Genomic DNA, 15,334 nt, shown 5'->3' on the forward strand with positions numbered 1-15,334 from the left:
TCAAAACTTACATGATCCATCCTCTTTATGTAGGACTTTGATAGAATGGATCATGTAAGTTTTGATATTTTTTTTTTAGTGCAAGTCTAGCCAGATGGTTTTCTTCGTGTAATAAGAACATCTCTTCATCATATATTTTGCCTAACCTTAGAAGAGCCTCCCTTCCAAATATTACAAAACTACCATGAGCAGCATAAATTTTCCTTTTTCTTATTCCTAATGCTCGATCAATGAAAAGAGATACTTCTCTATACACCTTATTAATAATAATACCTATAAAAGCTATCAATCTTATATTTTTTACATAAGAATAATATTTAAGCCACTCCACCAACTCGATTTTTGAATAGTAGTATGGATTTTGATCCTTTCCTGTTAAAGTCTTAATGGTAGGAGCTAAAATACAATTCTCTAATCCCTCAAGTTCTTCCATCGAAAACTTTTCTATTTCTATATCTGGATTGCTAACTATTAAAAATCTAAATTCATAATTTGCTAATGCATATTCAATGCCACGATTATTACCAAATCCATAACCCTTATTAGCTACTTGAATAAAATCACAATCATTTTCTCTAGCGATTTGATAAAAAACATTATTGCTATCATTGTCATAAAAACTATTTACTACAATAATTTTATACGTTTCTTTAACTTGTCTCTTAGTTGACTCTATAAAATTTATCAGATCTTGAGTATTCCTGTACGTCAATACTACAAACACAAGATCAACTTTTTTTCTTTGCAAAATTTCATCCCCTTAAAATTAATAAGTAATTAAATAAGTGTATTGATTAACCAACTAAATGAATAAATAGCATCTTTTTTTCAGGTAACCACCACTCCAACAATCTCAAAAAAGAGATACTCTCTATGAATAAGCGTGTCATACTCTTAAATTATTGCGAAAAATTTTCCAAAGAAAAGGTTATAGCCACAACAGTAGCGGTCTGTTATCGCAATACATCATGAAAATCTGATGTTCAAATGCTCCTTCAATTCCTCATTCTTACGGTGACGCACAAAGCAAAGAAGTTTCTTAATAATGAAACGCTTATTTATCCTCATCATATCCCAGATGCAATCGAAACCCTCTTTGTTCTATTCAGTTTCACGCAACCCATTCTCCGAATAAGGGGTAGGAGTTTGCCCATGAATGTCGTAAAACTCGTCGTGCTTCGACATGAGAACCCGTTTTGGGAAGTCATTACCGACAAACATTACAATCTTATAAGAAAATCAATCACACCTATTCCATTATTAAATAAATAGATCATTTTTATCGAAATAGTCAAGTAGCTTACATAGTTTTTTCATCGGCTTTACATATAATTATTTCATCGTTAGTCTCCTAACTTAGAGCAACTATTTATTGATTTGCAGAACCAACGGAACCTATTGATACAAACTTGTTATTCGCAACCCCCAACAATCTCTCTTTAACCTCTTCTTTATCCATCTCTTCAAACTCTTCCATAAAGTCGTGAAGAATTTTTTCGTCCACCGCTGTTGCTTTCCCAATAAATATTTTTGGAAACACCTGCTCTGGATGAACTTCGTTTTCGTTAAGCAGTTCTTCAAACAGCTTTTCGCCAGGACGGATGCCTGTAAATTCGATGCCGATTTCTTCGACGGTATATCCGGATAGTTTAATCAAGTTTTTCGCGAGATCCACGATTTTCACAGATTCGCCCATGTCAAGGACGAAGATTTCACCGCCTTTGGCGAGCGCGCCGGCTTGGATGACGAGCCGGGATGCTTCCGGAATCGTCATAAAGTAGCGCGTCATATCCGGATGGGTGACGGTGACCGGACCGCCGGCTTGGATCTGTTTTTTAAATAACGGAATGACGCTGCCGCGGCTGCCGAGGACGTTTCCAAATCGGACAGCAACAAATTTTGTCTTGCTCTGCTTGTCTAATTGTTGAATAATCATTTCCGCAAAGCGTTTTGTCGCACCCATCACATTGGTTGGGTTAACTGCTTTGTCCGTCGAAATTAATACAAAAGTTTGGACACCAAATGTATCGGCCGCTTCAGCGACGTTTTTCGTGCCGAAAATGTTGTTTTTGACCGCTTCTTTCGGGTTGTATTCCATTAACGGAACGTGTTTGTGCGCCGCTGCGTGGTAGACGACATGTGGCTTATGTTCTTCCATCACTTCAAACATGCGCTCGCGGTCTTGAATGTCGGCGATCACAGGGACAATGTCGATTTGGTCTTTATATTGATTGCGCAGTTCCATATCAATTTGATAAATGCTGTTTTCTCCGTGACCGAGCAGAACGATTTTTTTCGGGTTAAATCGGCATACTTGTCGGCAAATTTCGGAACCGATCGAACCGCCAGCGCCTGTGACTAAAATGACTTTGTTTTCGATGTAGCTGGAGATGCTTTCGATATCCAGTTCGACCGGTTCGCGGCCAAGCAAGTCTTCCACTTGGACATCTCGGAATTGGCTGACAGATACTTTCCCTGTCACGATATCTTCAAGTTTTGGGACGATTTGCGTTTTCGCGTTTGTTTTCGCGCATTGTTCAAAAATGCGGTTCAACTGCTTTTTTGTGAGAGATGGAATCGCGATAATAATGTGCTCAATGCGCAACGCGCGAACGACATCTTCAATGTCTTTTGTCGTTCCGACAACCGGAATGTTGAAAAACTGCAGTTTTTGCTTGTTCAGATCATCGTCAATAAAGGCAATCGGTCTCAGCTCCGCATCCGGATTGTTCACTAACTGCCGCGCGACCATCATTCCTGCGGCACCCGCGCCGATAATCAGCGTCCGCCGTTTATTCGCGTTTGGTGTTATGTAACGGTCGCGGAACACTCTCCAGACAAAGCGCGAGCCGCCGATGAGAATTACATGAATCATCCATGTAATCATTAACGCGCGGACGTAAATATCTTGAAAGACAGCAAACTGCACGATCGCCGTTGTGATAATCGAAAAGGTGACCGCCTTGATAATCGCCGTTAGTTCTCCAATGCTTGCGTACTCCCACGCTTTATGGTACAAGCGGTATGTAAATGCAAAGAAATGATGGATAACAAGCAGCGTCAGCGCCGATAACAGAACCGATTTGTATTTCCAGATTTGTATCCCCGGATAAAGCGTAAACAAGCTGACGTAAATCGCCATTAGCACGATTAATGAATCCAATATTATTAAAAACGTCAATCGTTTTCGATATGCCAACGCACTGCGTCTCCCTTCGTATAATAGATAACGAGCATGTTCGCCATGGCTCGTTATGATGCATTCGTATTTTGTTTTGTTTCCGCAATAATTTTCTCCATAAATGCGAGTAAATCGTCCCTTAACTCCTCATTCTGCAACGCAAACTCAATCGTCGTTTGGATAAATCCAAGCTTTTCACCGACGTCATAGCGCTTGCCTTCGAATTCGTAGGCGAAGACACGTTGAATTTCGTTCAGTTTTTGGATCGCGTCGGTGAGTTGGATTTCGCCGCCGGCGCCGGCTTCTTGTTTTTCAAGGAATAGAAAGATTTCCGGTGTAAGTATGTATCTTCCCATAATTGCTAAGTTGGATGGCGCGGTGCCTGGCGCTGGTTTTTCGACGAATTGGCGGACTTGGTAACGGCGTCCGTGTTGTTCAATTGGATCGATGATGCCGTAACGGTGCGTTTCGTTATCAGGCACTCTTTTGACACCAATAACGGAACTGAGAGTTTGTTCATATTGGTCAATTAATTGTTTTAAGCATGGTGTTTCCGCTTGGACGATGTCGTCACCAAGCAGAACGGCAAACGGTTCGTCGCCGATAAAGTTGCGTGCGCACCAAACGGCGTGGCCAAGTCCTTTCGGTTCTTTTTGGCGGATGTAATGAATGTCGACTTTCGACGGTTCTTTCACTTTCTCGAGCAGGTCGTATTTGCCTTTTTCCATGAGGTTTTGCTCGAGTTCGAAGGCGATGTCGAAATGGTCCTCGATCGCGCGTTTTCCTTTCCCCGTGACGATGATAATATCTTCGATGCCGGATGCGATCGCTTCTTCGACGATATATTGAATCGTTGGCTTGTCAACAATCGGCAGCATTTCTTTCGGCATCGCTTTCGTTGCCGGCAAAAATCTTGTGCCGAGCCCCGCTGCTGGGATGATTGCTTTGCGTACTTTTTTCATGTAGTACGTAACCCCCTATGTATAGTCGGCCCCTATGCCCCCGCGCATCGGTGCAACCGTAGCTGCACCGATGCGCCGATGCATATGGGCATAAAAAACAGCCCCTTTTCGGGACTTAGTTTGGCATTTTTGATTTCAGATTCAAGATTTCTTTTTCATGATCGATCAGTTTGTCAAACATCACATCGGATCGGCGCTGCAAGTACGAGACGGTGACATCGACGGATTTTCTGATGCTCGTGACATCGTTTAAAATGAGGGCTTGATTGTGTTTGGAAATGCGCAACTCTTCGAGGATTCGTTCTTGCGTCTGCTTCATGCCGGCCATCTCGTGTTCTAGTGTTTGTTGGCCTTGTTGCAGCTGGGTGATGTCTTTTTGGATTTGAGAAACCGTCGTTTCCAATGTCCGTTGGCCTTGTTGCAGATGAATGACCTCACGCTGCAATGCATTCTGGCCTTCTTGCAACTGGACAATGTCTTTTTGAATTTGAGAGACCGTCGTTTCCAATGTCCGTTGGCCTTCTTGGAGCTGGACGATCTCACGCTGCAATGCATTCTGGCCTTCTTGGAGCTGGGCAACGTCCTTTTGAATTTGGGAAACCGTGGTTTCTAATGTCTGTTGGCCTTGTTGCAGCTGGGTGACATCCTTCTGAAGTTGTGATACGTCTTGCTGCAGCTGCGATACGTCTTGACGAATGTGTCCGACTGTGCCTTCCAACCGTTCGAGCCTGTCGTGGACTGGTTTCAGTTCTTCTTGCAAGACGGAACGAAGCAATTCTTTCAGCTCTTGGCTCATGGCTTCACCTCCTTGACGCCATTATAGCATGGCGCGGCAGGGAAACGTTACAACGTGTATTCTCCTTGTCCGGAGTCATTCAGTGGAATGCGTTGATGAGGAACTTCATGCCCCAAAATGACAAGGCTTGGATCATCCCAGTCCGCATACGGCGGCTTCTTCACAGGTTTGCCCACCGGTTGCCGAAACAAAGCTGGATCTGGCGAGTTTTTCGATAAATGGTCATCCTGGTAGGCCGTGTATACACATATTTTTGAAAAAGGCGGAAGATCCAAAAGCCCTCGTAACATATAGGCATGAAGCATGCCTCCTTCAAACTGCTGTTTCGCCTTTTCCCAACTCTTCACTCTTACTGTTTTTTTACATTCAAAAATGTGCAGTTCCCAACATTGCTTCTCTCTTCTGACAAAGACGATGCCATCGGGTGTGTTTTTGGTTCGAAGATAAGGGAATCCGTTGTTAGGCTTGATCGAAAACACTACGGCTTCGTTGGAACAGTGGAGCGTTACTTGTGCTTCTCCCGATTTTTCCTGCTCGATCACATATAACGTTCCGCCTGTTTCCCCCGTTTTCTCATAAAAGCTTCGCTCAAGGTATTCGAGGTTATTCATCCTCTCCATCCTCTTCCCCGATCTGGAATGCATACGTCTCTTCATTCAACTGCCAAATGACTTCATTGAACGTTTCCGCCGGAAAGCCGTTTTCGGTCGGAATGAGCGGCGTGATGATCGTGTCTTGGCCTTGCATGCGGAACTGGTACGCCCTCACCTTTTTCGGATCAATCGCGTCCTCATCGACATAGCCATACGTTTTCATCAACTGTTCTCTCTTTGGATGCTGGTGAAGTTTGATCAAATTGTTCACCTGTTGGAACAAAATGTCGCTATGAGTGGTCAGCCATACCGGCATGCCCCGGTTGGCCAACTTGACAAGCGCTGTCGCTAATATGCGCTGGACGCGTGGATGCAGATGCGCTTCTGCCTCTTCAAAAAAGAGTGAACGGTACGTTGCTTTTGATTTTAAAAACAAAATGAGCGGCGACAGTTCAGTTACAAGCGACGATGTGACGTATAACGGCAAGCGCTCTTGTTTGCCTTGTGGGCAATAGTAGAACGATGGAATCGGTCCTTTTTCTTGGTCCATGGTTCCGTTGGCAATCTCGGTTTCAATAAATCGTCCGATGTCCGCATATTTCGACTGTCCGCTTTCCTCCAAACGCAACAACGCTTGCAAGAATCGATAGACAGGCAACGTGAAGTCAAGGGATGGTTCCTCATGTTCTTCGTTGATCATCCGTTCCATCATCTCTTGCACCAGCGCCTTGTAAGACAACATGAACCCTGTTCTCGAAGCGGGCAAATACAGCGCTTCGCCAATGGCCCGCCCTTGGATGCCGCCTTGTCTGGATGGCGGGTAAAACGGCGATGTAAGTCCATCCATCAGCAAATTCCACGTAATGTATTGAGCCATGCGATACCGCTCTGTCGCTTGTCCCTTGCTTCGATCCGTATACGGGATGCGAATATAGTGTTTCCCCGTCGAAAAACGAGCGCCTTGGAGCGAATCTTTCTTTTCAAAGATGATTCGCAACGGTTCAGAACGGCGGTACCGCTCGATGCTTAACGAACCGATCGGGATTTTGCGCCGAAAAATCGTTCGAACCAACTCGCTTTTTTTGTTTCTGAGAACATCATTAAACCATTGGACAAACAGCTGCGCTTCACGGTCTTGGATGAGGCAGTCATCGCCGATAGACGATTCAAGAAAGCGATCGATTTCCTTGTACGTGGACGTGTTCGGAGGGTCTTTTGGAAACAGCTTGCGCCCCTCGGACAACACCCCCCAAAGAAGCGACATCAAATAGCTTTTGCCGCTGTTGTTGTCGCCGACAAACAACATCAACGGGGCAATATCGATTTCCCCCTGTTTGATCTTTCCAAATCGCTCAACCTTTAACGCCCAAGTTTGTTCCATGCGCGTATCGCCTCTCTTTACAAATTACAAATCTTCTATCTTTCTACTATTATAAACGATACGCTTGATTCATAATCACGGATTGAGCCAAAACGATTGAAAAATCGGGCATCTAACCCGCCCTCACGCCACACCCTCGACGACGGGCGTCTAAGGTGCCAGGACCGTCATCGTCCCCACCCACGGCATGGCCGAGTGCCTCCATTGATAACGGTAAGGAGACATCACCGGAAAAAGCGCAAAGCAAGAAAACGGCCTGTCTTTAAGACAAAGAAGCCGCTGCTAGGAATCTCTCGCCGCGCAAGCCAAACTGTCTTAAAGAAAGAGCCGCCGCTATTGGATGTCGGTCGACATCACCCTGAATCGTTCTACAAGAAACAAGCCATGTTTCGACAACGAACGGGCAAAAGAAAAGAAGTATTTCTAAATTATTTTATATCATACTGCCAACTATTTCTAAAAGAGGCCAAGGAACTTTTTCTTTTTCACCCGCTGTGGTTCGTCGCGGAACACGGCTTGGCCGCGAACGAGCAGCTCGGCGTTCTCTTGGAAGTAGTACACCATGTCTGTCCCGTATTCTTTCCGGATCACCTCGTACGCCTCGCGGAGGCGAAACGGCCGCGTTTTCGTGTTGTGGGCGTCCGAGGCGATGAAATGGGCCAAGTTCGCCTCCATCAGCTGAAACGAGAACGCCTTGATTTTCTTGCCGAAATGGCCTGTAACGCTCGATGCCGTCAGCTGGGCCAAGGCACCGCGTTTGACGAGCTGGTACAGCCGCTCTGGATATTCGATGATTTCAACGTTTCGCTCCGGATGGGCGATGATCGGGATAAACCCTTTTACTTGCGCATCAAAGAGGAGCTGCTCCGCATACTTTGGTACATGATCGGGCGGAAATTCGATCAAAATGTATGGCGTATCGGCAAGCGTCATCACCTCGCCGCGAGCCAGGCCGTCAAGCAAGTCGCCGTGGATGCGCACTTCCTGGCCAGGAAGGACGGTGAGGTCGATGCCGCGCCGTTTCAATTCGTCGTTCAACTCAGCCGCCAAGGAAAGGACGGCTGGTCTTCGGTTTTCATACGTCCCATTTTGATGATGGGGAGTGGCGATGATCGTCGTGATTCCTTCCTTGGCTGCAGCCTGCGCCATGACGATGGCGTTCTCCATCGCCGCCGCTCCGTCGTCAACGCCAGGCAAAATATGGCTGTGAATGTCGATCATCGTCCACTCCTCCTTTTTTCACTCTATTAAACATCTATTATGGTAACATAGGAAAAACAGGCTATCAATGGGTGAGGTTTGTCGAACATTGTCGAAATGGAAGGCAAATTCCACCGATTAGGGGGCAAGCTGGAACGCCCGCCAATGCGGCTGTCAGTTGTCTTCTTTTCGAAAACGGTCTATAATCGAAATGGTATGCACGAAAATTTCTGAATGGAAAAGGAAGAGTGCCCATGAGAGCAGAACGTCGAAAAAAGAAGAAAACATGGCTCCGCTGGGTGACGGGATTGCTCGTCGTGTTATTCGCTGGAGCAGGAATATTCGCCTATTCCATTTATCATCATGTGAAACAGACGGCGAACCAAATGCACGAGAACGTCAACTGGAAGTCGGAGAAGCGGAAAGAAAACGTTTCGTTTGAACGGAAGACGCCGATTTCCATTTTGTTGATCGGCGTTGATGAACGCAAAGGGGATCGCGGGCGCGCGGATACGCTGATTGTGATGACGGTGAATCCGAACAAGCAGTCGATTGACATGGTGAGCGTGCCGCGCGACACAAGGACCGAAATCGTTGGAAAAGGGACGGAAGATAAAATCAACCACTCGTACGCCTTTGGCGGCGTGGAGATGACAATGGCGACGGTCGAGCATTTCTTGGACATCCCGATTGACTATTACATTAAAGTCAACATGGAAAGCTTCCGCGACATTGTCGATGCCGTCGGCGGTGTGACGGTGAACAACCCGTTCGCGTTTACGTATGAAGGAACGCATTTCCCCAAAGGTGAGATTACATTGAACGGGGACGAAGCGCTGAAATACTCTCGCATGCGGAAAGAGGACCCGCGCGGCGATTTCGGGCGCCAGGATCGGCAAAAGCAGATCATTCAAGCGATTATTGAGAAAGGCGCCAGCTTCTCGTCGCTTGCCAATTACAGCGATGTGCTCGCAGCGATCGGGAAAAACGTGAAAACGAACTTGACGTTTGAGGAAATGAAAGAAATTCAAGCGAATTACAAAGACGCCCGCAAGCACATTAAGCAGCTGCATATTACGGGACAAGGGACGAAAATCAACGGCATTTATTACTTGCTTGTGCCGGAGAGCGAACGGCTGGCGATTTCGAATGAGTTGAAAGAACATCTCGAGCTGAAAGCGACAGCGGTGAAGTAATGCGACAGTGCTGACCCAAAAGGCCGTCTGTCTTCAAGATAGGCGCAACATATAGTGTGGAAAAAGTGGTCAAGTGCACATATACGGAGACGAACGAGGGCGTCCCCATCCTTTTTTTGGGACGCCCTCGTTTTTATTGGGCGATGAAGCGCTTGGCGAGCGCATCGGCCCACACGTTGGCGCCTTCTGCGGTCGGCAAGTCGGTTTGCGGGTCGACGTAGCGGTTCAGTTCCTCGCTGTTTGCATCCGGCCAGGCGGGCCAATGGTTGATATAAGGATAACCGTTCTCTTTCGCGAACGCTTCAAGCTGCTCGACTTGCCGCGGATAGTAGGTTGCGTTGTAAATCGGGTTCGGCGGCTGCAAGATCACGACCGCATTCGGGGCCGCCGATTTGAGTTGGTCGATGATCGATTGGATGTGGGCAAGCGTGTCGTCGATCGTCACGACGCCGTTGTCATTTAATAAAAACGGCTCCAACAAGACCAGATCGGGCTTATCCTTGGCCCAGTCGGCGGCGATGCGCTGTCGGTCGGCGTCGGCGGTCGTCAAGCCCTCGTATTCGTGGACGGTGATGTGAAACACGCCTTTCCCGTAGGCGTCATCGAGCGCTTGTTTCAACCGCTCAGGCCAGCCGCCGTTTTCTGGTGTTGATTCGGAGCCAGCGATGACAAGGCGGATCGGACGGTGTTCCTCCACCGCCCGCTTGATGGCAGCTTGCGCGGCCGCTGGCAGCTGCCTAGCGCGGGCGAGGATCACTTTCGTTTGGCTCGTCTCCGTTTCCTGCTTGGCGGATGTTTCGACTTTCGCCCGCGCCGCTTGCACGGTGGCTTCGATTTTTCGCTCCCAGTACAAGTGACCGGTGATCAGAAAGGCAAGGCAAGCGGCGGTGAGCAAAAGGATGAAGACGAAGTTTCTCAACGGTTCTCTCCCCTTTTCTCTATCAGAACGCTTCCCGCGATCGGGAAGCCGTTTTTGGTTACTTGTATTGATAGTAATAATAATACCCGCCGTCGCGGTGCTTCCGCTTGTTCAAGACAACGCCGAGCAGTTTGGCGTTGGCCGCTTCGAGCAGCTCCTTCGCCTTGACGGCCGCCTCGATTTCCGTGCCGCCGCTTTCGATGACCAAGACGGTGCCGTCGCATTGATTGGCTAAAATTTGCGCGTCTGTCACGGCCAAGACAGGCGGAGTGTCGAAGACGACAAGGTCAAACGTCTCATACAGCTGTTCGAGGCATTGCGCCATCGCTTTCGAGCTGAGGAGCTCGGCGGGGTTGGGCGGAATCGGGCCCGACGTCAAAACCGACAAGTGATCGATTTCGGTCGCTTGGCACGTCGGCAACAGCGGCGCCGAGCCCGTCAAAACGTTCGTTAATCCCATGTAGTTGTTTAACCGGAAGGTGTAATGGACCGTCGGTTTGCGCAAATCAGCATCAACAAGTAGCGTCTTTTTCCCTTGCTGGGCGAAGACGACCGCCAAGTTCGCCGCCGTGGTCGATTTTCCCTCGCCAGGTCCGGTTGACGTGACAATTAGGGAGCGGAGCGGCGCATCAATGAATGAAAATTGGATATTCGTTCGAATCGTTCGGTATTGCTCCGCGATGGGCGATTTTGGATCTTCCGCTGTAATTAAATTTCGCCCCAATCGTTTTAGTTGTTGACGATTGCTACGAGCCAATGGTTTCACCTCTTGTTTGTGGAATGGCGGTTTCGCGTTTCGCTTTTTGCCCGCCTTCCGCCGTGATCAAACTGACCGCACCGAGCACCGGCAGGCCGAGATGTTTTTCGACGTCTTCTTCCGTTTTGATCGTGTTGTCCAAATATTCAAGCAGGAACGCAAGCCCGACACCCGTCATCAAGCCGACGACAAAGGCGATGGCCATGTTCAGCAAAGGCTTCGGTTTGACCGGGGCTTGATGATCCTTCACTTCCGCTTTGGACAGAATCGTTACGTTGTCGATGTTCATGATTTTGACAATTTCGTTTTTAAACACTTCCGCGGTTTTGTTGGCGATCTTGACCGCCAAGGCGGGATCGGGATCTTGGACGGTGACCGAGAACACTTGCGAGTCTTTTTCGCTTGAGACTTGAATCTGTTCGTTCAGCTCGTCGATCGTCCGGTCAAGGCGGAGCTCGTCTTTCACTTTTTCCAAAATGGTCGGGCTTTTGATGATGACGCTGTACGTGTTAATGAGCTGCACGTTCGTTTGGATTTCATTGAAGTTGTAGAGCTGCTGCTCCGATTTCGCTTGGTTGACGAGAATTTGCGTCGATGCCTGATAAATCGGCGTTAATAGAAAATAGCTGACCACACCGCTTACAACGGTCGCTAGCGCGGTGATCAGCACGATGAGCCAAAGCCGTTTGCGCAATGTTTCGAACAGCTCACGCAGGCTGATCGTTTCTTCCACCAGTATTCCCCCTCTCTTGTCTGTCTCCTTCTTGGTTGACGTTCGCAGTACGTACGCTCCCTCTGATGCAAAATGGAAGGTTGTACTGCTGTTTCCTCCACAAGGACATCCCGATGTTCGACCTCTGTCCCGATCTTTCGAACATGAATCGACATTCCCATTATAGCGAATGGAAAGGGACATATCTAGCCGAAATCAGTACTAATTTTGGCGAAACGAAAAGGCCGCCTTGATTGGCAGCCCTTTTTTCGTTATTCATCTTTATTGTCTTTGTCGTTCGCATCCCGCGGGTCTTCAATCGGGTCTTCGCGGTCCGGAACCGTATCGCGCTCATCGTCGCCCGGTCCGTTGTTCGTGTCGTCTCCCGGCGGGAGTTGATTGTTTTGGTTGTCGTTCAAATCGGTATCGCGGTTGTCTGGGATGCCGTCATTGTCTTTGTCGTTGTCGACGTCATCGTTTTGGTTGATGTCATCGGCCGGGTTCATGTCTTGGTCGTTGACATCGTTTTGATTGTTGTTCGGCGGCGGCGGATTGTTGTTGTCGCGGTTCATATTGCATCCCGCCGCTAAAAAGAGGGCGACAAGAGCGCTGAACAGCCGGACCAGCAGCGCTTTTTTCTTCATCCTATCTGCTCCTTTCTGTTATTGTGGTGACCTTATGTAAGGCCGGTCCTTGTTTATCTTTCCCAGAAAGAAACTTTTCATTCGTTCGCTATATAGCGCAGCCGACAAAAAACGCGCTCCCCCGAAGGAACGCGTTTTGTTCAGTCAGCTCGTTTGTCGCCAAGAGCGAACATCAACTCCGTTTCGCAGACAAGCTCGCCGGCGACGGTGGCGATGCCTTTGCCTTTGCCGATGGCGCCGCGGGCGCGGAGGATTTCGACTTCCAAGCGGAGCTGGTCGCCCGGCTTGACTTGCTTTTTAAAACGGCAGTTGTCGATGCCGGCGAAAAAGGCGAGGCGGCCGCGGTTTTCCTCACTTTGCAGGAGGACGACGGCGCCGACTTGGGCGAGCGCTTCGACGATCAACACGCCGGGCATGACCGGGTATTCGGGGAAGTGGCCGGCGAAAAACGATTCGTTGGCGCTGACGTTTTTGATGCCGACGGCGCGCTTGCCTTCTTCGATTTCCAGAATGCGGTCAACAAGCAAAAACGGATAGCGGTGCGGGATGATGGACTGGATTTGCTGGATGTCAAGCATGGGCAAACTCCTTTCTCTTCTTGGGCGGCTTCATCAGCCGCGATCCGTTCCTTTCTCGACGATATCGATGATGTGCTTCCACGTGGACGGGCGGAATACATCGAGCGGCTTCCCATCGCCGATGGCGCTGTAGCCAATGACCGCGCCGGCGGCGAGGCTTATGGCCATCAACGCGGCGACGATGATGAGCCGAAGCCAAATCGGGATGAGCCGGGTGCGCGCGAACCGGCGCGGCGCAGCCGCTTCCCCTTCAGCCGAAAGAGCTTGGGCTTCCGGTTCGGCGGAAGCCGGCGGGCTCTTTCTTACTCGTCCTTTCCGCCTTGCCATCCGGGAAGACGGCGAGCTCATAGGTTCTTGATGCCTCTCGTCACTCATCGCGATCCTCCTTATGAGGAGCGCATGCCGTTAATCAGCCCGAGCATTTGTTCCGAGATGGAAATGGCGCGGGCGTTCAGCTGATACGCTCGGCTTGTCGCCATCAGGCCGACCATTTCTTCGCCAAGGTCGACGTTCGACTGTTCCAAGGCGCCTTGTTTGACGCCGATTTGGCCGCGCAAGTTGCCGTTCAGTTCTTCGGCCGCGCCTGGGACGTTGGGAAGCGCATAGACATTGCCGCCGCGGGCTTCCAGAAGTTGCGGACGGCGGATCACGGTGACGCCCAAATTGACGCGGGCGACGACGCGGCCGTCGGCATTGGTTGCCGTCAACGTCCCAGTCGGGGACATCTGCACGTCATGCGCATCGGCGGGAAGCACAATCGGCGCGTTCCTTTCATCAAGCACAAACAGGCCGTCGCTTGTCGTCAAAGCAAGCTCGCCGTTCATGGGCGCAAGCGAAAAGTTGCCGGCGCGGGTATAGCCGATCGTTGCGGCGCCGTTTTGATCGGCCAGACGGACGCGGAACCATTGGTTTTCGGCCGTCAAGGCAAAATCCAAGCGGCGGCCGGTTTCCACCAGCGCGCCTTGCTTGGTGATGAGCATCGTCGAAGCGAGACGCGCCCCGTTGCCATAGCGCACGCCAGGCGGCGTTTGCCGGGGCGCTTCGTCGTTCGGCAGGCGGTCGATTTGTTGGGTCAAGAGCTCGGCAAAGCTCGCTTCGCGCCGTTTAAAGCCGACGGTGTTGCTGTTGGCGATGTTATGGCTGATCGTATCGAGCCGCTCTTGCAAAGCGTTCATCGTGTTGGCGGCGGTGAGCATCGAGCGGAGCACGGGCTTGTCCCCCTTTCGTCATCATTTCAGGCGGCCGACTTCGTTGACGGCCTTGTCCAAGCTGCGGTCGTACGCTTGGACGATTTTTTGGTTTGCTTCAAACGTTCGGTAAGCCGCGAGCAAGTCGGTCATCGTCCGCTCGACATCGACGTTCGACCGCTCGAGAAAACGCTGTTTCACCGTATACGTCACATTGCCGGGCGCCTGCGGCAACGGCCCTGTCGTGCTGCGGAACAGGCCGTTTCCTTCCTTCACCAATGTTTGCGGATTGGCGGCGAATGCAACGCCGAGACGGGTGGCCGTCCCATTCTCATCGATGATCGTTCCATCGTCGCGGACCGAGAACCGCTCGCTTGAGAGCGGAATGCGCTCGCCATTGGCATTAAGCACATACCAACCCTCTTGCGTCGTCAAGTAGCCGTCCGGACTTATGGTGAAATGACCGTTTCTCGTGTAGCGGACCTCGCCCTCACCTGTTTCGACGGCAAAAAACAGCGCGCCCCGCTGCCCGCTTGCCCGGTCGACGGGGACTTGTCCGTCCACAAGGGCGATATCGGTCGCCAAGCCGGTTTCTTTCACATCCCCTTGGCGGAAGTTCGGGATGAGTTCTTGCATATAGACGCCCGTAACGAGCGGCCCAATGACGGTTTGCGTCGGGATGGCGCGCCTTGAGGCGGTCGGGATCGGTTGATCCTCGAGGCGGCTCATCAACAGTTCCGGAAACGCTCTCATCGCTCCAGCATCGGCTTTGTATCCCGGCGTTTCGGCGTTCGCCAAATTGTTCGTCAACCAATCCACGCGCCGCTCTTGCGCCAACATGCCGCTCGCGGCGGTGTACAACCCTCTCAACATGACCAGCACCTCGCTTGTCCGATCGATCAGAAAAAGCCGCGGCCGCTCTTTGGGCAGCGGCAGATGGGGTGTTCCCTATGGTCAAGCGGGCGGCGCGTTGCCCTGCCGCTCCGCTCCTTTCCATTCCATACTTTCATTATAAGCGGGCAAAGGCAGCCGCGGCATCCCCCGCCATTCCTTTTTTGCCCGCCTCGCTTGTCCCGGCGGCGGTTGTATCCATTTTTCACGCCATGAGAAAAACGTCCTTCCAAAGCGGTCTGCGCCTGAATGACGCAAAAGGTTGACTCTATAAGGTTGATCCAGATGAACCATCTCTTGGCCAAAGGGCATGACGGCTTTGTGACATACTCCCACC

General features: G+C 50.1%; 16 protein-coding genes. 1 reads left to right on the forward strand and 15 read right to left on the reverse strand.

Features of this window, described 5'->3' with window-relative positions:
* Positions 1-25: 25 nt before the first annotated feature.
* The 7 genes from I656_RS01225 to I656_RS01195 all read right to left on the reverse strand — a co-directional run bounded on the left by I656_RS01225 (position 26) and on the right by I656_RS01195 (position 8,134).
* Entirely contained in the window at positions 26-748 is a 723-nt protein-coding gene (locus I656_RS01225) for a glycosyltransferase family 2 protein (protein WP_020756697.1), read from the reverse strand.
* Positions 749-1,369: 621 nt separating this feature from the next.
* Positions 1,370-3,199, reverse strand: a complete 1,830-nt coding sequence (locus I656_RS01220; RefSeq protein WP_020756698.1) for an SDR family NAD(P)-dependent oxidoreductase — start codon at positions 3,197-3,199, stop codon at positions 1,370-1,372.
* A gap of 53 nt (positions 3,200-3,252) precedes the next feature.
* Positions 3,253-4,143 (reverse strand): UTP--glucose-1-phosphate uridylyltransferase GalU, encoded by an 891-nt coding sequence (gene galU, locus I656_RS01215; protein ID WP_020756699.1) that lies wholly within the window; start codon positions 4,141-4,143, stop codon positions 3,253-3,255.
* Positions 4,144-4,258: 115 nt separating this feature from the next.
* Positions 4,259-4,939, reverse strand: coding sequence for a hypothetical protein (locus I656_RS01210; protein WP_020756700.1), 681 nt, complete (start codon positions 4,937-4,939; stop codon positions 4,259-4,261).
* Between the two features lie 47 nt (positions 4,940-4,986).
* Positions 4,987-5,550 carry a hypothetical protein gene (locus I656_RS01205; protein WP_013146577.1) on the reverse strand — a complete coding sequence of 188 codons (564 nt, stop codon included), beginning with the start codon at positions 5,548-5,550 and terminating at the stop codon, positions 4,987-4,989.
* Entirely contained in the window at positions 5,543-6,913 is a 1,371-nt protein-coding gene (locus tag I656_RS01200) for an AAA family ATPase (protein WP_020756702.1), read from the reverse strand. Before I656_RS01200 ends, I656_RS01205 begins: the two co-directional genes overlap by 8 nt.
* 456 nt (positions 6,914-7,369) lie before the next feature.
* A complete protein-coding gene (locus tag I656_RS01195; RefSeq protein ID WP_020756703.1) occupies positions 7,370-8,134 on the reverse strand; it encodes a tyrosine-protein phosphatase in 765 nt (254 codons plus the stop codon).
* Positions 8,135-8,367: 233 nt separating this feature from the next.
* Here I656_RS01195 and I656_RS01190 point away from each other — a divergent pair, with 233 nt between their 5' ends.
* Positions 8,368-9,309 (forward strand): LytR family transcriptional regulator, encoded by a 942-nt coding sequence (locus I656_RS01190; protein ID WP_033006702.1) that lies wholly within the window; start codon positions 8,368-8,370, stop codon positions 9,307-9,309.
* Positions 9,310-9,442: 133 nt separating this feature from the next.
* On the opposite strand, the gene I656_RS01185 is transcribed toward I656_RS01190, so the two are convergent.
* From I656_RS01185 to I656_RS01155, 8 genes are all read right to left on the reverse strand, one after another.
* On the reverse strand, positions 9,443-10,228 hold the full coding sequence (locus I656_RS01185; RefSeq protein WP_020756706.1) for an SGNH/GDSL hydrolase family protein: 786 nt from the start codon (positions 10,226-10,228) through the stop codon (positions 9,443-9,445).
* A gap of 58 nt (positions 10,229-10,286) precedes the next feature.
* Positions 10,287-10,994, reverse strand: coding sequence for a CpsD/CapB family tyrosine-protein kinase (locus I656_RS01180; RefSeq protein WP_020756707.1), 708 nt, complete (start codon positions 10,992-10,994; stop codon positions 10,287-10,289).
* A complete protein-coding gene (locus I656_RS0116860; RefSeq protein WP_033006706.1) occupies positions 10,975-11,718 on the reverse strand; it encodes a YveK family protein in 744 nt (247 codons plus the stop codon). Before I656_RS0116860 ends, I656_RS01180 begins: the two co-directional genes overlap by 20 nt.
* Positions 11,719-11,969: 251 nt before the next feature.
* Entirely contained in the window at positions 11,970-12,341 is a 372-nt protein-coding gene (locus I656_RS01175; protein ID WP_015376035.1) for a hypothetical protein, read from the reverse strand.
* A gap of 140 nt (positions 12,342-12,481) precedes the next feature.
* Positions 12,482-12,919, reverse strand: coding sequence for a 3-hydroxyacyl-ACP dehydratase FabZ (gene fabZ / locus I656_RS01170; protein WP_033006707.1), 438 nt, complete (start codon positions 12,917-12,919; stop codon positions 12,482-12,484).
* Positions 12,920-12,952: 33 nt separating this feature from the next.
* Complete coding sequence (locus tag I656_RS01165) at positions 12,953-13,294, reverse strand: DNA-directed RNA polymerase subunit beta (protein WP_020756710.1); 342 nt, start codon at positions 13,292-13,294, stop codon at positions 12,953-12,955.
* An 11-nt stretch (positions 13,295-13,305) separates the two neighbouring features.
* Positions 13,306-14,127, reverse strand: coding sequence for a flagellar hook-basal body protein (locus I656_RS01160; RefSeq protein ID WP_020756711.1), 822 nt, complete (start codon positions 14,125-14,127; stop codon positions 13,306-13,308).
* A gap of 21 nt (positions 14,128-14,148) precedes the next feature.
* Positions 14,149-14,979, reverse strand: a complete 831-nt coding sequence (locus I656_RS01155; protein ID WP_033006709.1) for a flagellar hook-basal body protein — start codon at positions 14,977-14,979, stop codon at positions 14,149-14,151.
* Positions 14,980-15,334 lie beyond the last annotated feature (355 nt).

It is taken from the genome of Geobacillus sp. WSUCF1 (assembly GCF_000422025.1).
In the GTDB taxonomy this organism is placed as follows: domain Bacteria; phylum Bacillota; class Bacilli; order Bacillales; family Anoxybacillaceae; genus Geobacillus; species Geobacillus zalihae.